The sequence below is a fragment of the Streptomyces sp. NPDC060000 genome (assembly GCF_042737375.1).
GTDB lineage: Bacteria > Actinomycetota > Actinomycetes > Streptomycetales > Streptomycetaceae > Streptomyces.
On sequence record NZ_JBHWUU010000038.1, the window covers coordinates 49,814 to 72,507 of the forward strand.

Annotated in this window: 22 protein-coding genes; 6 read left to right on the plus strand and 16 right to left on the minus strand. The window is 70.1% G+C overall.

Annotated features, from left to right (window positions below):
* Positions 1-217 precede the first annotated feature (217 nt).
* The 4 genes from ligA to ACFWBB_RS20980 form a co-directional block, all read right to left on the minus strand.
* Entirely contained in the window at positions 218-2,410 is a 2,193-nt protein-coding gene (ligA, locus tag ACFWBB_RS20965) for an NAD-dependent DNA ligase LigA (RefSeq protein WP_385274356.1), read from the minus strand.
* 15 nt (positions 2,411-2,425) lie between these two features.
* Positions 2,426-3,427: a methionine synthase gene (locus tag ACFWBB_RS20970; RefSeq protein WP_385274359.1), complete on the minus strand. Its 1,002-nt coding sequence runs from the start codon at positions 3,425-3,427 to the stop codon at positions 2,426-2,428.
* A gap of 90 nt (positions 3,428-3,517) precedes the next feature.
* Complete coding sequence (locus ACFWBB_RS20975; protein WP_385274362.1) at positions 3,518-4,207, minus strand: SDR family oxidoreductase; 690 nt, start codon at positions 4,205-4,207, stop codon at positions 3,518-3,520.
* 27 nt (positions 4,208-4,234) lie between these two features.
* A complete protein-coding gene (locus ACFWBB_RS20980; protein WP_385274365.1) occupies positions 4,235-4,798 on the minus strand; it encodes a TIGR00730 family Rossman fold protein in 564 nt (187 codons plus the stop codon).
* Positions 4,799-4,848: 50 nt separating this feature from the next.
* Between ACFWBB_RS20980 and ACFWBB_RS20985 the strand changes: the two genes are divergently transcribed.
* Together ACFWBB_RS20985 and ACFWBB_RS20990 are read left to right on the plus strand one after the other, a co-directional pair.
* Positions 4,849-5,187 carry a DUF427 domain-containing protein gene (locus tag ACFWBB_RS20985; protein ID WP_385274368.1) on the plus strand — a complete coding sequence of 113 codons (339 nt, stop codon included), beginning with the start codon at positions 4,849-4,851 and terminating at the stop codon, positions 5,185-5,187.
* A gap of 38 nt (positions 5,188-5,225) precedes the next feature.
* Complete coding sequence (locus tag ACFWBB_RS20990; protein WP_385274371.1) at positions 5,226-6,011, plus strand: alpha/beta fold hydrolase; 786 nt, start codon at positions 5,226-5,228, stop codon at positions 6,009-6,011.
* Between the two features lie 22 nt (positions 6,012-6,033).
* On the opposite strand, the gene mnmA is transcribed toward ACFWBB_RS20990, so the two are convergent.
* Positions 6,034-7,164, minus strand: coding sequence for a tRNA 2-thiouridine(34) synthase MnmA (gene mnmA / locus ACFWBB_RS20995; protein WP_385274374.1), 1,131 nt, complete (start codon positions 7,162-7,164; stop codon positions 6,034-6,036).
* Positions 7,165-7,247: 83 nt separating this feature from the next.
* Here mnmA and ACFWBB_RS21000 point away from each other — a divergent pair, with 83 nt between their 5' ends.
* Positions 7,248-7,907, plus strand: coding sequence for an N-acetylmuramoyl-L-alanine amidase (locus ACFWBB_RS21000; protein WP_385274377.1), 660 nt, complete (start codon positions 7,248-7,250; stop codon positions 7,905-7,907).
* 321 nt (positions 7,908-8,228) lie between these two features.
* Positions 8,229-9,812, plus strand: a complete 1,584-nt coding sequence (locus ACFWBB_RS21005; protein WP_385274380.1) for a multicopper oxidase family protein — start codon at positions 8,229-8,231, stop codon at positions 9,810-9,812.
* 213 nt (positions 9,813-10,025) lie between these two features.
* Here ACFWBB_RS21005 and ACFWBB_RS21010 read toward each other — a convergent pair whose 3' ends face one another.
* The 3 genes from ACFWBB_RS21010 to ACFWBB_RS21020 are packed head-to-tail and all read right to left on the minus strand — an operon-like array spanning position 10,026 to position 11,718.
* Positions 10,026-11,189, minus strand: a complete 1,164-nt coding sequence (locus ACFWBB_RS21010) for a cysteine desulfurase family protein (RefSeq protein ID WP_385274383.1) — start codon at positions 11,187-11,189, stop codon at positions 10,026-10,028.
* 60 nt (positions 11,190-11,249) lie between these two features.
* The gene (locus tag ACFWBB_RS21015; protein WP_385274386.1) at positions 11,250-11,516 is read right to left on the minus strand and encodes a DUF4190 domain-containing protein; all 267 of its coding nucleotides are present in this window, start codon (positions 11,514-11,516) and stop codon (positions 11,250-11,252) included.
* A gap of 34 nt (positions 11,517-11,550) precedes the next feature.
* The gene (locus ACFWBB_RS21020; RefSeq protein ID WP_200744280.1) at positions 11,551-11,718 is read right to left on the minus strand and encodes a hypothetical protein; all 168 of its coding nucleotides are present in this window, start codon (positions 11,716-11,718) and stop codon (positions 11,551-11,553) included.
* Positions 11,719-11,840: 122 nt separating this feature from the next.
* Between ACFWBB_RS21020 and ACFWBB_RS21025 the strand changes: the two genes are divergently transcribed.
* A complete protein-coding gene (locus ACFWBB_RS21025; protein WP_385274390.1) occupies positions 11,841-12,467 on the plus strand; it encodes a TetR family transcriptional regulator in 627 nt (208 codons plus the stop codon).
* Positions 12,468-12,557: 90 nt separating this feature from the next.
* Here the strand turns inward: ACFWBB_RS21025 and ACFWBB_RS21030 are convergent, their stop codons facing one another.
* Together ACFWBB_RS21030 and ACFWBB_RS21035 are read right to left on the minus strand one after the other, a co-directional pair.
* Complete coding sequence (locus tag ACFWBB_RS21030; protein ID WP_385274393.1) at positions 12,558-12,923, minus strand: hypothetical protein; 366 nt, start codon at positions 12,921-12,923, stop codon at positions 12,558-12,560.
* Between the two features lie 215 nt (positions 12,924-13,138).
* Complete coding sequence (locus tag ACFWBB_RS21035) at positions 13,139-14,032, minus strand: thioesterase family protein (protein ID WP_385274396.1); 894 nt, start codon at positions 14,030-14,032, stop codon at positions 13,139-13,141.
* A gap of 177 nt (positions 14,033-14,209) precedes the next feature.
* Here ACFWBB_RS21035 and ACFWBB_RS21040 point away from each other — a divergent pair, with 177 nt between their 5' ends.
* Positions 14,210-15,454 (plus strand): alpha/beta hydrolase, encoded by a 1,245-nt coding sequence (locus ACFWBB_RS21040; protein WP_385274399.1) that lies wholly within the window; start codon positions 14,210-14,212, stop codon positions 15,452-15,454.
* Here ACFWBB_RS21040 and ACFWBB_RS21045 read toward each other — a convergent pair.
* The 6 genes from ACFWBB_RS21045 to ACFWBB_RS21070 all read right to left on the minus strand — a co-directional run bounded on the left by ACFWBB_RS21045 (position 15,363) and on the right by ACFWBB_RS21070 (position 22,618).
* Positions 15,363-16,019 (minus strand): trimeric intracellular cation channel family protein, encoded by a 657-nt coding sequence (locus ACFWBB_RS21045; RefSeq protein WP_385274402.1) that lies wholly within the window; start codon positions 16,017-16,019, stop codon positions 15,363-15,365. The genes ACFWBB_RS21040 and ACFWBB_RS21045 overlap by 92 nt on opposite strands.
* 63 nt (positions 16,020-16,082) lie before the next feature.
* Positions 16,083-17,492 carry an ABC transporter ATP-binding protein gene (locus ACFWBB_RS21050; protein ID WP_385274405.1) on the minus strand — a complete coding sequence of 470 codons (1,410 nt, stop codon included), beginning with the start codon at positions 17,490-17,492 and terminating at the stop codon, positions 16,083-16,085.
* Positions 17,489-18,586 carry an ABC transporter ATP-binding protein gene (locus ACFWBB_RS21055; RefSeq protein ID WP_385274408.1) on the minus strand — a complete coding sequence of 366 codons (1,098 nt, stop codon included), beginning with the start codon at positions 18,584-18,586 and terminating at the stop codon, positions 17,489-17,491. Before ACFWBB_RS21055 ends, ACFWBB_RS21050 begins: the two co-directional genes overlap by 4 nt.
* Complete coding sequence (locus ACFWBB_RS21060; RefSeq protein WP_385274411.1) at positions 18,583-19,581, minus strand: ABC transporter permease; 999 nt, start codon at positions 19,579-19,581, stop codon at positions 18,583-18,585. The genes ACFWBB_RS21055 and ACFWBB_RS21060 overlap by 4 nt, the downstream gene beginning before the upstream one ends.
* A 110-nt stretch (positions 19,582-19,691) precedes the next feature.
* Entirely contained in the window at positions 19,692-21,491 is a 1,800-nt protein-coding gene (locus tag ACFWBB_RS21065; RefSeq protein WP_385274414.1) for an ABC transporter substrate-binding protein, read from the minus strand.
* Between the two features lie 119 nt (positions 21,492-21,610).
* Positions 21,611-22,618, minus strand: coding sequence for an ABC transporter permease (locus ACFWBB_RS21070; protein ID WP_385274417.1), 1,008 nt, complete (start codon positions 22,616-22,618; stop codon positions 21,611-21,613).
* Between the last annotated feature and the right edge of the window lie 76 nt (positions 22,619-22,694).

Consider the following 22,694-nt stretch of genomic DNA (forward strand, 5'->3'; position numbering starts at 1 on the left):
CAACCCCGGGCGGCGCCGCGTTGGAAAACCCTTTCCCCTGCTCACCAGGAGCACGGGGATGCCCCGACCGCAGCTGGGCACGGCAGGCGCACGTCTCAACAGTAGGCCGCAGAAGGCTTCCACGGGCAGCGGTCGTCGACGGTTGCCCGAATGCGCCCCGGCCACCCGTATGCATCTGGTATGCGCCGATCGGGTGGCCTTCAACCGCCACTCTTCGCTACTCCTCGGTCGGCAGGGCCACTTCGGCCGCCGCCTCGGGGCCCTGTTCCAGCAGCACGGTAAAGCCGTCCTCGTTCAGAACCGGCACCTTGAGCTGCATCGCCTTGTCGAATTTCGATCCAGGACTGTCACCCACAACGACGAAAGACGTCTTCTTCGAAACCGAACCGGTCACCTTCGCCCCACGGCTCTGCAGGGCGTCCTTGGCGCCGTCGCGGGTGAAGTGTTCGAGGGTGCCGGTGACGACGACCGTCAGCCCTTCGAGGGGACGCGGCCCCTCGTCCTCCCCGGAGCCCTCCTCCTCCATGCGCACACCGGCGGCCCTCCACTTGCGCAGGATCTCCTGGTGCCACTCCTCGGCGAACCACTCCTTGAGCGAGGCCGCGATGATGGCACCGACCCCGTCGGTCGCCGCCAGCTCCTCCTGCGACGCCTGCTCGATCCGCTCGATCGAACGGAACTCGCGGGCCAGCGCCTCCGCCGCGACCGGTCCGACATGACGGATCGACAGGCCGGTGAGGATGCGCGCCAGCGGGCGTTCCCTGGCGGCCGCGATGTTCTCCAGCATGGCGAGCGCGTTCTTCTTCGGCTCGCCCTGCTGGTTGGCGAAGACCGTGGCGATCTTCTCCTCGCCCGTCTTCGGGTCCCGCTTGGGCAGACCGCTGTCCTGGTCGAGGACATACGCCTTGATGGGCAGCAGCCGGTCGATGGTGAGGTCGAACAGGTCGCCCTCGTCCCGCAGCGGCGGGTCGGCCGGCTCCAGCGGATTGGTGAGGGCGGCCGCGGCGACATAGCCGAAGTGCTCGATGTCCAGCGCCCTGCGGCCGGCCAGGTAGAACAGGCGCTCACGCAACTGGGCCGGGCAGGAACGGGCGTTGGGGCAGCGCAGGTCGATGTCGCCCTCCTTCATCGGCCGCAGCGCCGTACCGCACGCCGGGCACTCGGAGGGCATCACGAACGCGCGCTCGCTGCCGTCACGCAGGTCGACGACCGGGCCGAGGATCTCCGGGATCACGTCACCGGCCTTGCGCAGCACCACGGTGTCGCCGATCAGGACGCCCTTGGCCTTGACGACCTCCTGGTTGTGCAGGGTGGCGAACTCGACCTCGGAGCCCGCCACCGTGACCGGCTCGACCTGGGCGTACGGCGTCACGCGGCCGGTACGGCCCACACCCACACGGATGTTGACGAGCTTGGTGTTGACCTCCTCCGGCGCGTACTTGTAGGCGATCGCCCACCGGGGGGCCCGGGCGGTGGAGCCGAGCCGCCCCTGGAGCCGGATCTCGTCGAGCTTGACGACCACTCCGTCGATCTCGTGCGCCACCGAGTGCCGGTTCTCGCCGTAGTACGCGATGAACGCCCGTACACCGTCGAGGTCGTCGACCACCTTGTTGTGCGGGGAGGTGGGCAGGCCCCAGGTCTTGAGGAGGTCGTAGGCCTCGGACAGCCGGCCGAGGCCCTCGTACCCCTCCAGGGCGCCGATGCCGTGCACGACCATGTGCAGCGGGCGGGAGGCGGTGACGCGCGGGTCCTTCTGGCGCAGTGAACCGGCCGCCGCGTTGCGCGGGTTGGCGAAGGGCTTGTCGCCCGCCTCGACCAGACGGGCGTTGAGCTCCTCGAACTTCTCCATCGGGAAGTAGACCTCGCCGCGGATCTCCACCAGCGACGGGACTCCGTCACCCGTGAGGCGGTCGGGGATCTCCGCGATGGTGCGCACGTTGGGCGTGATGTCCTCGCCGGTGCGGCCGTCGCCACGGGTCGCCGCGCGCGTGAGGCGGCCGTTCTCGTAGGTGAGGTTGACGGCGAGGCCGTCGACCTTGAGCTCGCACAGGAAGTGGTACGCGGAGCTGCCCACGTCCTTGTGGACGCGCTCGGCCCAGGCGGCGAGCTCCAGGTCGTCGAAGGCGTTGTCGAGGGAGAGCATGCGCTCGCGGTGCTGGACGGCCGTGAACTCCGTGGCGTACGCGCCCGCGACCTTCTGGGTCGGCGAGTCGGGCGTACGCAGTTCGGGATACTCCTCCTCCAGTGCCTCCACGGCGCGCAGGAGCCTGTCGAACTCGGCGTCGCTGACGACGGGAGCGTCCTTCACGTAGTACCGGAAGCGGTGCTCCTCGATCTGCTCAGCCAGCTGCGCGTGCTTCTCCCGTGCCTCGCTGGGCACCGTCGTCTCCGCTTGCCTGTCGCCGGCCACCGTGTGGTCCTCCCGTTACTCTGGGTTGTCCGCGAGGGATCTCGCCGCCCGGACGCAGTGGGCGAGGGCCTGGCGCGCGTACCCGGGGGAAGCCCCCGCGAGGCCGCACGACGGGGTGAGCGTGACCGCCTCCGCGAGAAGCCCCGGTTGCAGCCCCAGCCTGCTCCACAGCGTCCTGACACCCATGACGCTACCGGCAGGGTCCGACAATGGGCCGTCCACTCCCGGCACGACACCGGCGAACAGCCGGGTACCGCCTTCCACCGCCTCACCGATCGCGTCGTCGTCACGCTCGGTGAGCAGCGAGAAGTCGAAGGAGACCGCCGCCACGCCTGCCCGGCGCAGCAGGGCGAACGGGACGTCCGGTGCGCAGGAGTGGACCACCACGGGGCTGTCACCGTGGACCCCCACGACATCCCGGAGCGTGGACTCCACGACCTGCCGGTCGACGGCGCGGTGGGTCTGGTAGCCGCTGGCGGTCCGCACCTGGCCGCGCAGCACGGCGGTCAGGGAGGGTTCGTCGAGCTGGAGGACGAGTTGCGCGCCGGGCAGGCGGCGCCGCACCTCGTCGAGGTGGAGGCGCAGGCCCTCGGTGAGGGAGCCGGCGAGGTCGCGGCGGGCTCCGTGGTCGGAGAGCACCGACTGGCCGTTCCTCAGCTCCAGCGCGGCGGCGAGGGTCCAGGGCCCGACGGCCTGCACCTTCACCTGGCCCTCGTAGCCCTGGGTGAACTCCTCCAGCGCGTCGAGGTCCTCCCCCAGCCAGGACCTGGCCCGCTTGGTGTCCCGTCCCGGGCGGTCGCCGAGCCGCCAGCCGCTGGGCTCCACGCGCGCGTACAGCTCGACGAGCATCCCGGCGGTGCGGCCGATCATGTCGGCGCCGGGGCCCCGGGCCGGCAGCTCGGCGAGAAACGGGAAGTTCTCGAAGGACCCGGTGGCGGCCCTGGCGGCCTCGCGGGCGTCACCGCCGGGCAGGGAGCCGATGCCGGTGGCGGGGGCGAAACTGAAGTGTGCGTTCACACGTGAAGCCTACGTAGGCGCAAGAGCGCGTCCCGCCCCCGAGGGGACCTCACCGCGCCTCGGTGCACCCCACCGGAGCCCGGGTGCGCCTCACCGCCCCGGCCGGACCGTCAGATCGTTGACCTCCGCGTCCCGGGGCAGGTCCAGTGCCATCAGGATCGTCGTCGCGACCGACTCGGGGTCGATCCACTCCCCCGGGTCGTACTCCTTGCCCTCCTGCTGGTGGACCTTGGCCTGCATCGGGCTGGCGGTCCGGCCGGGATAGACGGAGGTGACGCGGACTCCGTTGCCGTGCTCCTCGCCCCGCAGGGCGTCCGCCAGCGCCTTCAGGCCGTGCTTGGAGGCGGCGTACGCGGACCAGTCGGCGCTCGCCCGTAGACCCGCCCCGGAGTTCACGAAGAGCACCTGCCCCCGGGTGGCGCGGAGCTGGGGCAGGAAGTGGCGGGTCAGCTCGGCCGGGGCGATCAGGTTGACGTCGAGCTGGTGGCGCCAGGACTTCGGGGTCAGGTCGCCGACCGGGCCCAGGTCGACCACGCCGGCGATGTGCAGGAGGGAGTCCACCCGGTCGGGGAGCGTCTGGTGGGAGAAGGCCCAGCTCAGCTTGGCGGGCTCGGCCAGGTCGCCGACCAGGGTCCGGGCGCCGGGAAACGCCGCCGCCAGTTCCTTCGCGCGGCCCGCGTCGCGCGCGTGCAGCACGAGTTCGTCCCCGCGCGCGTGCAGGCGGCGGGCGACGGCCGCGCCGATGCCGGAACCGGCTCCGGTGATCACATGAGTAGCCATGCCCGCCATGCTCGCATCACCGTCACGTCACTCGATGCCCTGCCCCACGGCGGTAGCCGCTGATGTCACGGCTTCCAGGTAGGCCAGCGCCCCCACCGGCTCCTCGGCGAAGAACACCAGGTCGGTGAGGGGCACGGGCAGGAAGCCCTCGTCCTCCATGCGCCGGAACTGCTCCTTGAGGCCGTCGTAGAAACCCGCGGTGTTGAGCAGCACGACCGGCTTGTCGGTGTGCCCGTGCTTCTTCAGCTCGAGGATCTCGGTCGCCTCGTCCAGCGTCCCGGTCCCGCCGACCATGATCACAACGGCGTCGGACTTCTCCAGGAGCAGGCGCTTCCTCTCGGCCAGGTCCCGCGCGACGACCATCTCGTCCGCCCCGACCCGCGCGGTGGCGGCGAGGAAGTCCACCGACACCCCGCACAGCCGGCCGCCCGCCTCCTGTACGCCGTCCGCGACCACCTTCATCAGGCCGACGTCGGAACCGCCCCACACGAGGGTGTGGCCGCCCTTGCCGAGGAGTTCGGCGAACTCGCGCGCGGGCCGGGTGTAGCGGTCGTCGAGGTCGGCGGCGGAGAGGAAGACGCAGATACGCATGGAGCCACGGTACGCGGGAAGAACCGGGGGCCCGCGCGTGCTGTTCCGGTATGGCCAACGGACACACGATCACGATCGAGCGGGACGACCGGCGCCTCAGGGTCGTCCACGGGGACCATGTGCTGGCCGAGACCGGCCGGGCGCTCGCCCTGCGCGAGACCGGCTGTCCGGTGCGGTACTACATCCCCGCCGAGGACGTACGGCTCGACCTTCTGACCCCCTCCGACACCCATACGTACTGCCCCTTCAAGGGAACGGCGTCCTACTGGTCGCTGCCCGACGCGGCGGACCTCGTCTGGGCCTACCCCGACCCGAAGCCGGACGTCGCCGAGATCAAGGACCATCTCTGCTTCTACGAAGCGGAAGTCGCGGAAGCCGAGGTGTCGTAGGCCGATGACCGCCGTGCCGTGCGGCAGTCTGCATGAGCATGGACAAGAAGACTGTTTCCCGCGACGGCACCGAACTCGCGTACGCACGCGCCGGCCAGGGCCCCGCGGTCATCCTGGTGAGCGGGGCGATGTCCACGGGCGGCACCATGGCGCCCCTGGCCGGGCTGCTCGCGGACCGCTGCACGGTGTTCCGGTACGACCGCCGGGGCCGTGGCGAGAGCGGTGACACGGCGCCGTACGCGGTGCAACGCGAGGTCGAGGACCTGGCGGCCCTCATCGACGCGGCGGGCGGCGAGGCCGCGTTGTACGGCATCTCGTCGGGCGGCGCGCTGGTGCTCGAGGCGGCGGCCAGTGGACTGCCCGTGCGGCGGGTGGCCGTGTACGAGACGCCGTTCGCCGTTGACGAGGACGACGCGCGGGGACGCGCCGAGTACACCGCGAACCTCACCGAGGCGCTCGCGCAGGGACGGCGCGGCGACGCCGTCGAGCTGTTCCTGCGGCTGACCGGCCTGGCCGAGGACATGATCCGGGGAGCCCGTCAGTCACCGATGTGGGCGGGCATGGAGGCCATCGCGCCGACCCTCGCCCACGACGACAGCGTGATGGGTGGCGGCCTCGTCCCCCGGGAGCGGCTGGCCTCGGTCGCCGTCCCGGTGCTGGCGGTGGCCGGCGAGGCGAGTCCGCCGTGGCTGCGCGAGGCCGCACGCGCCGTCGCGGACGCGGTCCCGGACGGCACGTACCGCACGCTCGCGGGCCAGACCCACATGGTGGACCCGACCGTCCTCGCGCCGGTGCTGGCGGAGTTCTTCGGGCGACGGGACTGACGGGACCGACGGGACCGACGGGTCAGGCCACCCCGGCCGTGACCCGTACGGTGCTCGCGATCGTCGCCGAGCCCACCACGCGCGTGTCGTCGTACAGCACGATCGCCTGGCCGGGGGCGACGCCCCGGACGGGCTCCGCGAAGGTGACCTCCAGGTGGCCGTCGACCAGTTCGGCGGTCACCTCGGTCTCGCCGCCGTGGGCGCGCAGCTGGGCCGTGTAGGTGCCGGGGCCGGTCGGGGCGGCGCCGCACCAGCGGGGCTTGATCGCGGTCAGGGCGCCGACGTCGAGGGAGGCGGCCGGGCCGACCGTCACCGTGTTGTTCACCGGGGAGATGTCGAGGACGTAGCGCGGCTTGCCGTCGGCGGCCGGGGTGCCGATGCGCAGCCCCTTGCGCTGGCCGATGGTGAAGCCGTACGCGCCCTCGTGGGTGCCGATCGTGACGCCCGACTCGTCGACTATGTCGCCCTCCGCCTTGCCCAGCCGCTTCGCGAGGAAGCCCTGGGTGTCGCCGTCGGCGATGAAGCAGATGTCGTGGGAGTCGGGCTTCTTGGCGACCGCCAGGCCCCGGCGCTCGGCCTCCGCGCGGATCTCGTCCTTCGTGGTGAGCGTGTCCCCCAGCGGGAACAGGGCGTGTGCCAGCTGCCGGTCGTCCAGGACACCGAGGACGTACGACTGGTCCTTGGCCATGTCGGAGGCGCGGTGCAGCTCGCGCGTGCCGTCCTCGCGGACCAGGACCTTCGCGTAGTGGCCGGTGCACACCGCGTCGAAGCCCAGGGCGAGTGCCTTGTCGAGCAGCGCGGCGAACTTGATCTTCTCGTTGCAGCGCAGGCAGGGGTTGGGGGTGCGGCCGGCCTCGTACTCGGCGACGAAGTCGTCGACGACGTCCTCGCGGAAGCGGTCGGCCAGGTCCCAGACGTAGAACGGGATGCCGATGACGTCGGCGGCGCGGCGGGCGTCGCGGGAGTCCTCGATGGTGCAACAGCCTCGCGCCCCGGTGCGGAACGACTGCGGGTTCGCGGAGAGTGCGAGGTGGACACCGGTCACGTCGTGGCCGGCTTCGGCGGCGCGGGCGGCGGCGACGGCGGAGTCGACGCCTCCGGACATGGCGGCGAGTACGCGAAGGGGGCGGGAGCGCTGCGAGGTCTCAGTCATAACCGTTCCAGGGTACGGGTCTCCGGGAACCGGAGCCCGCGAGTATCCGTTGACGATCACGAGGGGCGAGGAAGGGCACGGACATGGGGGAGAAGAAGAGCGACTCCGACCGGCGGATCGGGCGGCGCGCCCTGCTGATCGGCGGGGCGGCGGCCGCCGTCGGCACCGGGGTGCTGGCGCGTGACCAGCTGGCGCGGCTGTACTGGCGACTGCCGGGCGTGCGCAGGCAGCGGGTGGAGGGGGCGGTGGACTTCCGGGGCGCGCGGTGGGTGGCGGCGTCGGAGGCGAACTTCCGCTGGGCGGACCGGCCGGACGACTACGGGATCGACATGGTCGTCATCCATGTCACGCAGGGCGACCTCGGCAGCGCGGTGAAGGCGTTCGAGGACCCGGGCCACCGTGCGGCCGCGCACTACATCGTCGGCAAGGACGGGCACGTCACGCAGATGGTCCGGGAGCTGGACGTGGCGTACCACGCGGGCAACCGCGCGTACAACGAGCGCAGTGTCGGCATCGAGCACGAGGGCTTCGTGGACCGGCCCAAGGACTTCACCGACGCGATGTACGCCACCTCCGCCCGGCTGACCGCCGCGATCTGCCGGCGGTACGACATACCCGTCGACCGCGAGCACATCATCGGGCACGTGGAGGTGCCGGGTACGGACCACACCGACCCGGGCGGGCACTGGGACTGGAACCGATATCTGCCGCTCGTGCGGAAGGCGCTCGCCACTTCCGCCTGACCGATGGCCGTGCCCCGTGGCCATGACGCCCGACGCCCGACGCCCGACGAAAACGATCAACGCGTGATGATCCGCCCACCGGCCGGGCAGGCGAGCGGCGAGTGTGATGCACGTCACACATGCGCGATATCGTGAACAATTCAAGAGAGCCGTCCGTCCGATGTGTCCCGCGCCCGAACCTTGACCTGCGGGCCGTTCAACTTGGCTTTTCTTCAACGGAGTTGACGGCCCCGGCCACCCACGGCGCCTGCACAGCCTCCCGGGCGCGTCCCTAAGTTCGCCTCAGTCTTTACATAGCTCTTAGGTCAAGGCTCCACCGCCATGACACACACCACGGAACCCGGCCCCGGCGCAGACCGTCAGGACAGGGGCGCACACGCCCGAGTCGGCCGGAACGGCAAGGACGAGCACGCGAAGGAGCCGAAGAGCACCGGCGGCAAGGGTCTGCACCGGCGGAAGTTCCTCGGCGGGATGGCCGGGGCGGCCGGGCTGGCCGCCGTCGGAGCGGCCGGGGCGACCTTCTCCCTGCTGGCGGGCGGCAACAACAGCAAGGCGTCCGCCGCCGACGCCACCGGCACACTCACCATCCCCGACCTGCTGGAGGGCACCGCCTCCGGGGGCACCACCACCTACACCCTGACCGCGAAGACCGGCACGAGCCAGGTGATCAGCGGCGTCACCAGCACCACGGCCGGATACAACGGGGCTTACCTCGGCCCGACCATGAAGTGGACCAAGGGCGACACGGTCCTGATGAACTTCACCAACACCCTGGGCGCGGAGACCACGGTCCACTTCCACGGCGCCCACATCCCGCCCAAGATGGACGGCGGCCCGCAGAACGCCTTCGCGGACAGCGTGACCTGGTCGCCCACCTTCGAGGTCCTCGACGAGGCCAAGACCCTCTGGTACCACCCGCACGCCCTGGGCACCACGGCCCAGCAGGTCGTCCACGGCCTGGCCGGCATGATCATCGTGGAGGACGACTCGGACGTCTCGGCCGCGCTGCCGAGCGAGTACGGCGTCGACGACATCCCGATCATCCTGCAGTGTCTGGCGGTCGACACCGCCGGCGACATCAAGTACGAGGCCACCGGTTACCGCACCTCCGGCGTCACCTTCCCGGTGCTGGTCAACGGCACCAACGTCGACTCGACCACCCTCGGCTTCACCGCCACCAAGAAGCGCACCCGCTTCCGGGTCCTGAACGCCTCCCCCGCCGACATCATGACCGTCCAGCGCGGCGACGGCGGGACGCTCACCCAGATCGCCACCGACCAGGGCTACCTCACCGAGCCCACCGAGGTCACCACGATCCGGCTGGTCGCGGGCTCCCGCGCCGAGTTCGTACTCGACCTCGAGGACGCGGTCACGCTCCAGGCCGTCGTGACCACCGGCTGGATCCGCGGCGGAAGCGGCACGTACGACTTCCTGACCGTGACCCCGGACGCCACCGACACACCGGCCGACCTGCCGACCGCGCTCAACACCATCACCCGGTACGACACGAGCGCCTTCACCGCGCGGACGATCACCCTCGGCCAGGGCACCGGCGGGACCATGACGATCAACGGCTCGACGGGCACCACCATGGCCGGGATGGCGATGATCAGCACCACGCTGAACGCCGAGGAGGTCTGGACGATCAAGAACAGCACCCAGCTCGAGCACTCGTTCCATCTGCACGACGTGCCCTACCAGGTGATCGAGATCAACGGCGAGACACCGACCGGCGTCGACCTGGGCTGGCGCGACACCTTCGAGGTGGTCGGCGGCGGCTCCATCAAGATCGCGATGAAGTTCACCGACTTCACCGACGACACGTACATGTACATGCTCCACTGCCATCTGCTCCAGCACGAGGACGAGGGAATGATGGCCTCCCTCATGGTCACGACCGGCTAGCCCGGACCCGGCGGGCGGCGCTCACTCCAGCCCTCTGAGCAGGCTGCCGCCGGCAGTGGAAGTGCCGGCGGCAGCGGTCCCCGAATTCACGTCATCCGACGCCACGTGAGCCCGCAGTCAAGTCAACCCGACGCCACGTCAGGTCGGCGTCAGGTCAGGCCGGCGTCAGGTCAGGCCGGCGTCAGGTCAGGCCGGCGTCACGTCAGGCCGGCGTCAGGTCAGGCCGGCGGCGCGCGCCCGTTCCACCGCCGGGCCGATGGCCTTGGCGACCGCCTCGACGTCGGCCTCGGTGGAGGTATGGCCGAGGGAGAAGCGCAGGGTGCCGCGGGCGAGGTCGGGATCGGTGCCGGTGGCCAGCAGGACGTGGCTGGGCTGGGCGACGCCCGCGGTGCAGGCGGAGCCGGTGGAGCACTCGATGCCCTGCGCGTCGAGCAGCAGCAGCAGCGAGTCGCCCTCGCAGCCCGGGAACGTGAAGTGGGCGTTGGCGGGGAGCCGGTTCACCGGGTCCCCGCCGAGGATCGCGTCCGGGACCGCCTTACGGACCGCGTCGATCAACGCGTCGCGCAGGGCGCCGACCTCGCGGGCGAACCACTCGCGCTGCTCGGCGGCGAGGCGTCCGGCGACCGCGAAGGAGGCGATGGCGGGAACGTCGAGCGTGCCGGAGCGGACGTGGCGCTCCTGACCGCCGCCGTGCAGCACGGGCACGGGGGTGTGCTCGCGGCCGAGGAGGAGGGCTCCGATGCCGTAGGGGCCGCCGACCTTGTGGCCGGAAACCGTCATCGCGGCGAGACCGGAAGCACCGAAGTCGACCGGGATCTGGCCGAAGGCCTGGACGGCGTCGGCATGCAGCGGGACGCCGAACTCCGCTGCCACGTCCGCCAGTTCGCGGACCGGCAGGATGGTGCCGATCTCGTTGTTCGCCCACATGACGGTGGCCAGGGCCACGTCGTGGGGATCGCGGGCGATGGCTTCGCGGAGCGCTTCGGGATGGACCCGCCCGTACGGGTCGACCGGCAGGTACTCGACCGTGGCGCCCTCGTGCTCTCCCAGCCAGTGCACGGCGTCGAGGACCGCGTGGTGCTCGACCGGGCTGGCCAGGACCCGGGTGCGGGCCGGGTCCGCGGCGCGGCGCGACCAGTACAGGCCCTTCACCGCGAGGTTGTCGGCCTCGGTGCCGCCGGAGGTGAGGACGACCTCGCTGGGGCGGGCGCCGAGCGCGTCCGCGAGGGTCTCCCGGGCTTCCTCGACCGTACGGCGGGCCTTCCGGCCGGCCGCGTGGAGGGAGGAGGCGTTGCCGGTGATGCCCAGGTGCGCGGTGAGTGCCTCGACCGCCTCGGGGAGCATCGGCGTGGTCGCGGCGTGGTCGAGGTATGCCATGGTGACCCCGATTCTACGGGGGCGGGACGGCGCGCCTCGCTGCCAGGTGGACCCCTGCGGTCAGAAGCTCCAGGAAATCGTCGAGTCCGCCTGCATGAACGCCGCCAGGACCACGAGGTCGGCGATGCCCAGCGCCAGGCCCAGGTAGGCGCGCCCGCGGCGGGCAGTGCCGCGCAGGAGGGCGACCGCCGCCAGGACGATCGCGATCGGGCCGAGGAAGACGTTGAGGACGAGCAGGCCGAGAAGGCCGAGGACGAAGGACGCGACGGCCATGCCGTCGGTGTCCCGGACGCCGGTGCGGCGGGAGGCCGGTGCGGTGAGGTGCATGACTGGTCAGCTCCTGTGGATGAACGTGCGACGGTCAGTGGGTCGAGGTGTGCCGGCGGCGGCCGTGGCGCTCGCGGAGCGCGAAGACTCCGAGCCAGGCGGCGATCACGGCGGCGGCGACCAGGGTGAAGGTGAACGGCGCGTGGGCCACGGTGCCCATGACGAGGCCGAACAGCAGCAGTGCCGCAACGAGGAACAGCATGGGATCGGATCCCCCTCCGTAAAATTTGGGTGAACAGTTGTGGTTACACTTGTTCACTGACTCTCGAGTCTAGCGTGTTCCCCGGCTTTTCAATTCCAGAGAACAGTTGTTAACTGGATGATATGAGTCACACCTTCGGCATCAGGCAGGCCCAGAAGCAGAAGACCCGGCAGGCGCTCATGGACGCGGCGTTGGTCCTGCTGGAGGAGCAGAGCCTGAGCAGCCTGGGCCTGCGCGAGGTCACCCGCGCCGTCGGGGTCGCCCCGACCGCCTTCTACCGGCACTTCCGCTCCACCGCGGACCTGGGCGTGGCCCTGGTCGAGGAGGCGCTGGGCAGCCTGCACCCGATGATCCGCACCACCGTGACCACGGCCGACACGAGCGAGGAACGCATCGTGCGCGCTGTGGAGTTGATCGACGGTCACGTCAACGCGTACCCCGCTCACGTCCGTTTCATCGCCCGCGAGCGACATGGCGGAGTTCAGCCGGTGCGCGAGGCGATCCGGGATCAACTGGCCCGGTTCGCCGAGGAGGTGAGGACCGAACTGGCCAAGGACGCGGCGGCCGACGGCTGGAGCGGCGACGACCTGCTGATGCTGTCGCACCTCTACGTCGACCAGATGCTCATCACGGCCTCGCTGTTCCTGGAGGCGCTGGAGGCCTCGCCGGACGACCGGGAGCGGGTCGGCCGGCTCGCGGCCCGCCGGCTGCGGCTCATCAGCATCGGCCGCCACCACTGGCTGGACTGACAGCCGCAGGCCGGCCCGCACACCCGCGCCCGCACACGCAGGGGCGGCGCACCCGTTCCCGAGTGCGCCGCCCCTGTGGGTGAACCGCCGTCAGCCCTGCTGGGCCTGCTGCCCCTGGCCTCCGCCCGCACCGCCGCAGCCGCCGCCCTGGCCGCCGCCGGGGCCGCCCTGCCCGCCACCGCCGGGCCCGCCGCTCGGCATGCCCGACGGGACACCGGTCGGCGTGCCGGTCGGCTGTCCCGAGGCCGCACCGGTCGGCGCACCCGACGGGGCCCCGGAGGGGGCGCCGCCAGGCATGCCCGAGGCGTTGCCGGACGGCGGCGAGCAGGACTGCTGAGCGGAGGTGCCGCCGGTCGAGGAGGAGTCGCCCGAGCCGCAGGCCACCAGGGCGAGGGGCGAGAGCGCCAGCAGCGCCACCGCGGGCACGAGACGGACGGGCATCAGCGCACGCTTCATGAGAAACAGCTCCGTGGAAGATGAGGAGAACCTGAGACCGGAACTCAACCAACGGCGCTTAGGGCTTCCTTTTGGCCCCTCTGTCCCTCGCCTGTCAATCAGGTAAAGCACACCTCAAGAAACCGCTCTGACCTGGGAGTTCATCTCGGGGGCCGAGGGGGTGCGCTGGTACGGCTCCGTGACAGAAGCGGGGACCCGGCCTGGTCGGGAACCGCTCAGCCGAGCCTGACCCGCGCCAACTGCCGTGACTGCGCGACCAGTCGGTCCACGCTGTCCCAGACCTCGGCGTCCTCCTCCAGGAAACCGCCCGCGAGGTTGCGGGTGGTGATGGAGACGCGCAGCGGGCCCGGAGCCGGACGGCAGCGGACGTGCACCGTCAGCTCGACCGTGGGGACCCAGCCGCGCAGGCCGATCTCGAAGGCGGTGGGCGGCAGGGCGTCCACCGCGAGGAGGAGGGAGAGCGGGTCGGGGTCGCGGCCGTCCTTGAGGCCGAACCAGGCCCGCATCTCGCCCTTGCCGGAGGGCTGTCCGAGTGCCCAGCCGAGGGTCGACGGGTCGAGCTTGAGCATCAGCCGGTCGGCGATCGCGGAGCTGCCGTCGACGGGCGCCGGTCCGTCCTCGGGGCCGAAGCACTGGTCCATCGGCGGGATCGCGGGCGGCTTCGCCGTCGTACGGACGTCGTCCGGCAGGGTGTCCAGATCGCCGTAGGAGGCGAGCACCCGGATGCGCTCGATCTCGGCGCCGTTCTCGTCGTACTGGAAGAGCGAGGCCTGGCCGGTCGACAGGGTGCGGCCGGTGCGGACGATGTCCGTGCGCACGACCGCGGGGCCGGGCTGCGACGCCGTGAGGTAGTGCGCCGAGATCGTGAACGGGTCGCGGTGCGGGAGGGCGTCCGCGAGAGCGCGGCCGAGGACGGCGAGGAGATAGCCGCCGTTGACGGCACTGATGATCGTCCAGCCGGCCGAGAGGTCGATGTCGTAGACACCGGGCGCGCGTCGGGTGAGCGCGGTGTCGCGGTCGAACTCGCTGTCGAGATCACTGTCGCCGGTCGAGGCCGTGACGAGGGCGGCGGAGGCCCGCTCGGCTGCCGCGGTAGCTGCTTCTGGCATGCCTGAACGGTACAACAGGTGATTACTAAGCGGTAGCTTTGGATGCTGCGGTCATGCTACAGCCAGATGAACGCACCGGGGCCGCCCATGGCCGGAACGGGTGAGCCGTCGGCAATTTCTTGGTAAGTGTCCGAACTCGTCCGTAACCTCGACGCCCTGTTTTCCCTCTGCAAAGACATGAGCCTCACCGGGACTCCGTTCCTCTACACCCTGATCGCGCTGTCCGTCCTCGCCGTCGCGCTGCCGCTGCTGATGTGGTCGCGGCTGCGCGGGCCGCGCGTCCTGCGCGCCGCGGCCCGGATGGTGATGCTGCTGTTCGCCCAGGGCACGGCCGTGGCCCTGGTATTCGTCCTGGTCAACAACGCCAACGGCCTGTACGACACCTGGGAGGACCTGCTGGGTACCGGCACCCATGTGAACCAGGCCGCCGACCTGGGTCCCGACGGCACCGGCGGTATCGCACTGGACCGGCTGCCCAAGGTCCGGCAGACGTTCACCCAGGCCGAGGGGCCGGCGATGCACGCGGCCGGCGGGGTACGCGTCACCCAGCTCAAGGGCCAGGTCTCGGGTGTCAACGCCGAGGTCTACGTCTGGCTGCCCCCGCAGTACGGCGAGCCCGCCTACGCGCACCGCGCCTTCCCCGTGGTGGAGCTGCTGCCGGGCTATCCCGGCTCCGCGAAGTCCTGGTACGGGACGCTGCGGGTGCACGAACAACTGGCGCCGCTGATGCGCGAGGGCAAGGTCGCCCCGTTCATCCTGGTCGCACCGCGCACCACGCTGCTCCCGGGCGTGGACACCGGCTGCGCCAACGTCCCGGGCACCGTCAACGCGGACAGCTGGCTGAGCATCGACGTACCGAAGATGATCAAGGACAACTTCCGGGTCCAGTCCGCGCCCAAGGGCTGGGCGGTCGCCGGGTACTCGGCGGGGGCGCACTGCGCGACCAAGCTCGCCGTCGCCCACCCCGACCGGTACCGGGCGGCGGTCAGCCTGTCCGGATACAGCGACCCGATCATCGAGCCCAACTCCCTCGCCGCGCAGAGCCCCGCACTGCGCCGGGCCAACAACCCCTACCTGCTGCTGCGCAAGGCCGCCGTGGCGCCCCCCGTGGCCCTCTACCTGTCCGGCCAGCCCAAGGACGGCTACGAGGCGGCCCTGGCCCTGCGGCAGGAGGCGAAGGCGCCGACGACCGTGCACGTCGTCTACATTCCGGGCAGCGCGGGCGGCCACACCATGGCGCTGTGGCGGCCTCAGGTCGTGCCGGCCTTCCGCTGGCTGACCACACAGCTGGGCCAGCAGCGGGTCACGGGCACGGGTGCGGGCAAGGCGGCTACTCCTCGCGCACCGTCGAACGCCGGTTCCAAGCGCGCGGCGCTCGCCAGTGGAACCGCATCGCGAGCAGCCGCAGCACGAAAGCCGTGACCGTGCTCACGCCGCTGGCCAGCGGCGTGAGCACGTCGTAGCGGATGCAGAGCACCACCATGGTGGCGCCGACCATCGCTGGGACCGCGTAGAGGTCGCGGTCCCAGCGCAGCAGCGAGGGCACCTCGTTGGCCAGCACGTCGCGCAGCACACCGCCGCCGACGGCGGTGGCGACACCCAGCGCGGCCGACGCGGTGAGGCCGAGGCCGTAGTCGTAGGCCTTCGTCGTCCCCGTGACGCAGAACAGGCCGAGGCCGGCCGCGTCGAAGGCGTTCACGCCCTGCTGGATGCGCTCCACCTGCGGGTGCAGGAAGACGACCAGCAGGGCGGCCAGCAGCGGGGTGAGGAAGTACCCCAGATCCGTGAAGGCGGCCGGGGGCACGGCCCCGATGACCAGGTCCCGGAAGACCCCGCCGCCCAGCGCGGTGACCTCGGCGAGCATGGCGATGCCGAACACGTCGAAGTTCTTGCGGACGGCCAGCAGCGCGCCCGAGATGGCGAAGACGAAGATGCCGACCAGGTCGAGCGTGTGCTGGACGGAGGGGCTGAAGATTTGCTGGAGCACCCCTACATTCTCGCCCAGCACAAAGCCCCCGCCTTACATTGCAAGGCGGGGGCTCCGTGTTACTTACTTCTCCTTGGCGGGAGTGTCATCTCCGGAGGCCTCCGGAGCGGCCTCACCGGCCGGGTCCGCATCCGCATCCGCGTCCCCGGCGGGCTCAGCCGCCACGGTCGGCTCCACAGCCACGGCAGGCTCAGCCGCCACGGTCGGCTCCACAGCCACGGCGGGCTCAGCCGCCACGGTCGGCTCCACGGCCACGGCAGCCCCGGCACCCGCGGCGGCCTCGGCCGCCACTTCCGCCGCCACCGCCGCCGACGTCTCCGCCGACTCCGCGAGCACCTCGTCGGCCACCAGCTCCGCCGCCTCCTTCGCGACGGTCAGCAGGACGGTGTCCTGCGGAGCCTGGTCCGCGAAGTTCTCCGGGTGGTGGCAGGCGACCTGCTGGCCCGGCCGCAGCTCGACGAGCGCCGGCTCCTTGGTCGTGCAGATCTGCGTCGCCTTCCAGCACCGGGTGTGGAAGCGGCAGCCGCTCGGCGGCGAGATCGGCGAGGGCACGTCGCCCTTGAGCAGGATCCGCTCGCTCTTGGCGTTCTTGCGGCGCGGGTCCGGAATCGGCACCGCCGACATCAGCGCCTTGGTGTACGGGTGCATCGGCGACTTGTAGAGCAGGTCGCGGTCGGCCAGCTCCACGATCTTGCCGAGGTACATCACCGCGATACGGTCCGAGACGTGCCGGACGACCGAGAGGTCGTGCGCGATGATCACATACGTGAGCCCGAGCTCCTGCTGCAGGTCGTCGAGCAGGTTGACGACCTGGGCCTGGATCGACACGTCGAGGGCCGAGACCGGCTCGTCCGCGACGACCAGCTTCGGGTTCAGCGCGAGCGCGCGGGCGATGCCGATGCGCTGCCGCTGACCGCCTGAGAACTCGTGCGGGTAGCGGTTGTAGTGCTCGGGGTTGAGACCCACGACCGACAGCAGCCGCTGCACTTCCTTCTTGACGCCGCCCTCGGGCTCGACGCCCTGGAGCTTGAAGGGAGCACCGACGATCGTGCCGATGGTGTGACGCGGGTTCAGCGACGAGTACGGGTCCTGGAAGATCATCTGCACATCGCGGCGCAGCGGACGCATGCCGCTCACCCCGAGGTGCGTGATGTCCTTGCCCTGGAACTCGACCTTGCCGGCGGTCGGTTCGAGCAGCCGGGTGATCAGCCGGCCCATCGTGGACTTGCCGCAGCCGGACTCGCCCACGACACCGAGCGTCTCGCCGGAGCGGACCTCGAAGTCGATGCCGTCGACCGCGTGCACCGCCCCGACCTGCCGCTGGAGCAGGCCCTTCTTGATCGGGAAGTGCTTCTGGAGCCCGGTCACCTTCAGCAGGACCTCGCCGGGGGCGGCGTCCTTGGTGAGGGTGGCGCCCTCCGTCGGCCCGTCGGCCTGCGCGGGGATCTTCACCGCTTTCTCGTCGTCACTCACAGCTTCGGCGCAATCTCTTCGGTCCAGATACGCTCCCGCTGCTCCGTGCCCAGGTGGCAGGCGGCCCAGTGGCGGCTGCCGACCTCGGCCAGCTCGGGCCGTACGGTGCGGGTGACGTTGTCCTTCGGGAGGTCCGCGTACGGGCAGCGCGGGTTGAAGGCGCAGCCGGACGGGATGTTGATCAGCGAGGGCGGGGAGCCCTTGACCGGGATCAGGCGCTCCTGCTGCTCACGGTCCAGGCGCGGCATCGAGCCGAGCAGACCCCAGGTGTAGGGGTGCCGGGGCTCGTAGAACACCTTGTCCGCCGGGCCCCGCTCGACACAGCGGCCGCCGTACATCACCAGGATGTCGTCGGCCAGTTCGGCGACGACGCCCAGGTCGTGGGTGATGACGATGACCGCGGAGCCGAACTCCTTCTGGAGGTCGCGGATCAGGTCGAGGATCTGCGCCTGGACGGTCACGTCCAGGGCGGTCGTCGGCTCGTCCGCGATCAGCAGCTCGGGGTTGTTGACCAGCGACATCGCGATCATCGCGCGCTGACGCATACCGCCGGAGAACTCGTGCGGGTAGCTGTCGACCCGCTTGTCCGGCTGCGGGATGCCCACCCGGTCGAGCATCTCGACCGCACGGCGCTTGGCGGCCTTCTTGGTGACGTCGTGGTGGATCCGGTACCCCTCCACGATCTGCTGACCGATCGTGTAGTACGGGTGCAGCGCCGACAGCGGATCCTGGAAGATCATCGCCATCTCGCGGCCGCGCAGCTTGCGCACGTGGTCCGGGTCGGCGGACAGCAGCTCGGTGCCGTCCAGCCAGATCTCGCCGGAGATCTGCGCCTTGCGCTTGCCGTACTGGCCGGCGGTGTGCAGACCCATGATGCCGAGCGAGGTCACCGACTTGCCGGAGCCGGACTCGCCCACGATGCCGAGGGTCTTGCCCTTCTCCAGCTGGAAGCTGAGCCCGTCGACGGACTTGACCAGACCGTCGTCGGTCGGGAAGTGCACCTTGAGGTCACGCACCTCGAGGAAGGCGGTCGGCGCGGGCGAGGCGGGGGTGGGCTCGCCCACGGCCGCTCCGCTCTTGCTGAGTTCGGTCATGCGAGCCTCACTCGGGGGTCGATCACGGCGTACATAATGTCCACCACGAGGTTGGCGACGAGCACCGCCAGAGAAGTGATCAGGGTGACGCCCAGGATGATGGGCAGGTCCTGGTTCTTGATGGCGTTGAGGACCGCCTGGCCGAGACCGGGCAGGTTGAACGCCGTCTCGGTCAGGATCGCACCGCCGATGAGGGCGCCCAGGTCCATGCCGAGCATGGTCAGCAGCGGAGTCATCGTGGAGCGCATGGCGTGCTTGCCGATGACGGTCTGCTCCTTGAGGCCCTTGGCGCGGGCGGTGCGGATGTAGTCCTCGCCGAGGATCTCCAGCATGGTGGCCCGGGTGATGCGGGCGTACATCGCCGCGTAGAGGAACGCGAGGGTGACCCAGGGCAGGATCATGCCGCCGAACCAGCCGCTGAAACTCTCGTCCAGGGGTACGAACTGCCCGTCGAACAGGTCGAGTCCGTACACGAAGATCGACAGGGCGACCATGCCGGTGAAGTAGATGGGCAGGGAGACACCCGACAGCGCGATCACCATCGCGCCGCGGTCCCACATGCTGCCCCGCTTGAGGGCGGAGAGCACACCGGCCGAGACACCGAAGATGAGCCACAGCACGGCGGCACCGAGCGCGAGCGCCAGGGTCACCGGGAAGCGGTCGGTCAGCACCGGCCAGACGGCCTGCTCACTGCGGAAGGAGTAGCCGAAGCAAGGCGCGGCGCAGTGGATGGAATCGCCGCCGCCCGTGTAGGTACGGCCGGCGAAGATGCCCTTGAAGAACTCCCAGACCTGGGCGTAGATCGGGTCGCCCAGGCCCAGCTTCTCGCGCACACCCTCGACGGCGGCAGGGTCGGCCTGCTTGCCCACGAAGCTCAAGGCGATGTCTACGCCAGCCCACTTGGGGATGAGGAAGAAGATGCCGAAGACCACCATGACGATGACCACGAGCATCACTACGGCGGCGAACAGCCGCCTGATGAGGTAAGCGAGCACAGCTCTCGGCCCGCCGCGGACCGCGGGCCACCGGATTGTGTCCAGTGACCCGCGGATCCGCCGCGCCGGCCTTCACCTGCCTTTCGTGCCGTTCGGCGGGTGTGCCGGGACTACTTCTTCGGGTTCTTCAGACCGAGGTTGACGAAGTCGTACTGACCGCTGTAACCGTCGGTGGTGTAGACGTTCGCCAGGTTGTCCGAGCGCCAGTTGATGAACCGCTCGAAGACGAAGGGCAGGTAGTACGCGCCCTCCATCACCTTGTGGTTGATCTCCGTGGCGATCTTGGTCTTGCCGGCGTCGTCCAGCGTGGTGACGTACGACGAGAACAGGCCGTCGATCGTCTTGTCGTTGATGAGCGCGTAGTTGTTGTTACCGCTCTGCGCGATGTACTTGCTGCTCCACAGCGGGAGACCGAAGCCCTGGACGGACGGGAAGTCCGGACCCCAGCCCATGATGATGATGCCGTAGCCCTTCTTCTTCACGTTCGAGGGGCTACCGATGATGCCGGCGGTCTGCGAGCCGTCGTACTGGTCGATCTCGGCGTTGATGCCGATCTTCTTCAGCGACGCCTGGAGGGACTGGGCGGTGGCCACCTCGACCGGCTTGTTGTTACGCACCGCGATGGTGGTCTTGAAGCCGTTCGGCTGACCGCAGGCCTTCAGGGCCTCCTTGGCCTTGGCCTCGTTGCCGCTCTTGTTGGCACCGGAGATCTCGTACGGGTCGTACTTCTGGCCCTCGGCACCCGGGACGGACGGCGGCAGCATGTTGGTGCCGATGTCACCACCGGCGACCGGACCACCGCGGGCGGTCTGGAGCGACACGTGGTCGGCGCCCAGGATCACGGCCTTGCGGCACTCGACGTTGTTGAACGGCGCGACGCTCTGCGGGAAGACCGCGTAACGGACGTAGCCGGAGACCGGGTTGTCCAGGTTGGCCTTGTGCTGCTTCAGGGCGGTGGTGCGGCCCTGCGGCGACATGCCGGTCTGGTTCAGGTCGAGGTCCAGGTCACCGCTGAGCAGACGCTGGTCGAGCTGGTTGGCGTCCGAGAAGAACTGGATGGTGATCTGGTCCGGGTAGGCCTTGCGGATCGGGTCCGAGGCCTGCTTCCAGGAGGTGTTGCGGACCAGCTTGAGGTCCTTGCCCGGGGCGTAGGACTCGAACTTGTACGGGCCCGAGGAGAACGGCTTCAGGCCGTACTTGGACTTGGTGTCCTTGTCCTGGCGGACCGGCGAGGCCGAGACCAGGGCCAGCATCTCCTCGAAGTCCGAGTTGGCCTGCGGGAGGTGGAAGACGATGGTCTTGTCGTCGGGCGTGTCGATCGCCTTCAGACCCAGCTTGTCCGCGGACGTGTCCTTGTAGGGGCCCTTGTACGCACCCTTGGGGTCGAGCACGTCCTTCAGGTACGTCGGACCGCCGGACAGCACGTCCTGCGCCCACACGCGCTCGATGCCGTACTTCACGTCCTTGGACGTGATCGCCTTGCCGTCCTCCCACGTGACGCCGTCACGCAGGGTGTACGTGTAGGTCTTGCCGTCGTCCGTGACCTTCGCGGCCGCGGTGGCGAGGTCCGGAGTGATCTCGGCGCCCGCGGCACCCGGCTCGGCCTTGTTGGTGACGAGCTGGCGGCTGTAGTAGCGCGCGAAGTTCCACATCATGCCGTAGTAGCCACGCGTGGTGTCCCACGAGTCGGCGTCCTGTGCGGCACCGAACTTCAGCGTGCCGCCCTTCTTGGCGGCGGAGGCTTGGGCGACCTTGTTGTTCGCGGCGTCGAAGCCGGCGGCACCGGAGCTCGAGCCCTTGTCGCCGTCGTCTCCACCGCCGCCGCACGCTGCCGTGGTCAGCAGCGCGGCGACCGCGGCAGTAGCGGCAAGCGCCTGCTTCCGCCGCCCTGAGGTGCGTTGGGTAGTCACGATCTCGGATCCTCCGGATAGATGAGAGATACCCCGTGTGAAGGCCACGGGACGGTTGGGGTGCCGTGTTCTCGGCGGTTCTGCGGCTCGCTGTGGTCGCGGATCCCCGGCGGGGCGGATCAGCGCGAGGCCTTGGGGTCGAGCGCGTCCCGGATGCCGTCACCGAAGAGGTTGAACGCCAGCACGGTGATGAAGATCGCCACACCCGGGACCACCATGTACATGGGGTCGGACTCGTAGTAGTCGATCGCGCTCGAGAGCATCTGCCCCCACGAGGCGGTGGGCGGCTTGACGCCGACGCCCAGGAAGCTGAGCGCCGCCTCGGTGAGGATGTTGGTGGGGATCATCATCGTCGTGTACACGACGATCGGGGCGACCAGGTTGGGCAGCAGTTCCTTGAACAGGATGTACAGCCGCCCCGCGCCCAGCGATCGGGCGGCCTCGACGTACTCGCGCTCACGCAGCGAGAGCGTCTGGCCGCGCACCACGCGTCCGATGTAGGGCCAGCCGAAGAAGCCGATGACCAGGATCATCACGAACACGCGCACGCTCGAACCGGTGAGGCCCAGCATGTGGTTCGGCATGACGGAGACCAGCGCGATGATGAACAGCAGCTGCGGGAAGGCGAGCAGACCGTCCATCACCCGGCTGATCAGGGAGTCGACCCAGCCGCCGAAGAAGCCCGCGAGGATGCCCAGCACCGTGCCGAGGATCACCGCGACCACGGCGGACAGGAAGCCGACCAGCAGCGAGATCCGGGCCCCGTAGAGGATGCGGGCGAAGATGTCGCGGCCGTTGACCGGCTCGACACCGAGCAGGTGGTCGCCGCTGATGCCGCCCAGGGAGCCCGTGGGCGTACCGAAGAGCGGGTCGATGAGGTTCTCGTGGTACTCGTTCGGGTCCTGCCCCAGGAGGCTCGTGATGACCGGCGCCAGCAGCGCGACCACGACCAGGAGGAGCACGACGACGCCGCCCGTCAGGGCGAGCTTGTCCCGCTTGAGGCGCTCCCAGGCGATCCGGCCCAGGGAACGGCCCTGAACGGCCTTGGCGCCGCTGGTGGCGACCGACGCTTCTTCGGCCGCGCTCGGGGCCGCTTCCGCGGTCGGCTCGTGCAATGGTGCCGTCATCTGGCAGGGACCCCTCTCAACCGGCGGTAGCCGGCCCGCACTTGCCGCTGTAGCGGCGTGATCAGTCCGTAATACG

Excerpts from the sequence above, each read along its gene's own strand:
- ACFWBB_RS21070 (WP_385274417.1), bottom strand. The coding sequence starts at position 22,618 with ATGACGGCACCATTGCACGAGCCGACCGCGGAAGCGGCCCCGAGCGCG.
- ACFWBB_RS21020 (WP_200744280.1), bottom strand. The coding sequence starts at position 11,718 with ATGCTGTTCCTCGTTGCGGCACTGCTGCTGTTCGGCCTCGTCATGGGC.
- ACFWBB_RS21035 (WP_385274396.1), bottom strand. The coding sequence starts at position 14,032 with ATGCCAGAAGCAGCTACCGCGGCAGCCGAGCGGGCCTCCGCCGCCCTC.
- ACFWBB_RS20980 (WP_385274365.1), bottom strand. The coding sequence starts at position 4,798 with ATGCGTATCTGCGTCTTCCTCTCCGCCGCCGACCTCGACGACCGCTAC.
- ACFWBB_RS21030 (WP_385274393.1), bottom strand. The coding sequence starts at position 12,923 with ATGAAGCGTGCGCTGATGCCCGTCCGTCTCGTGCCCGCGGTGGCGCTG.
- mnmA (WP_385274374.1), bottom strand. The coding sequence starts at position 7,164 with ATGACTGAGACCTCGCAGCGCTCCCGCCCCCTTCGCGTACTCGCCGCC.
- ACFWBB_RS21005 (WP_385274380.1), top strand. The coding sequence starts at position 8,229 with ATGACACACACCACGGAACCCGGCCCCGGCGCAGACCGTCAGGACAGG.
- ACFWBB_RS21010 (WP_385274383.1), bottom strand. The coding sequence starts at position 11,189 with ATGGCATACCTCGACCACGCCGCGACCACGCCGATGCTCCCCGAGGCG.
- ACFWBB_RS21025 (WP_385274390.1), top strand. The coding sequence starts at position 11,841 with ATGAGTCACACCTTCGGCATCAGGCAGGCCCAGAAGCAGAAGACCCGG.
- ACFWBB_RS21000 (WP_385274377.1), top strand. The coding sequence starts at position 7,248 with ATGGGGGAGAAGAAGAGCGACTCCGACCGGCGGATCGGGCGGCGCGCC.
- ACFWBB_RS20985 (WP_385274368.1), top strand. The coding sequence starts at position 4,849 with ATGGCCAACGGACACACGATCACGATCGAGCGGGACGACCGGCGCCTC.
- ACFWBB_RS21015 (WP_385274386.1), bottom strand. The coding sequence starts at position 11,516 with ATGCACCTCACCGCACCGGCCTCCCGCCGCACCGGCGTCCGGGACACC.
- ACFWBB_RS20975 (WP_385274362.1), bottom strand. The coding sequence starts at position 4,207 with ATGGCTACTCATGTGATCACCGGAGCCGGTTCCGGCATCGGCGCGGCC.
- ACFWBB_RS21040 (WP_385274399.1), top strand. The coding sequence starts at position 14,210 with ATGAGCCTCACCGGGACTCCGTTCCTCTACACCCTGATCGCGCTGTCC.
- ACFWBB_RS20990 (WP_385274371.1), top strand. The coding sequence starts at position 5,226 with ATGGACAAGAAGACTGTTTCCCGCGACGGCACCGAACTCGCGTACGCA.
- ACFWBB_RS21055 (WP_385274408.1), bottom strand. The coding sequence starts at position 18,586 with ATGACCGAACTCAGCAAGAGCGGAGCGGCCGTGGGCGAGCCCACCCCC.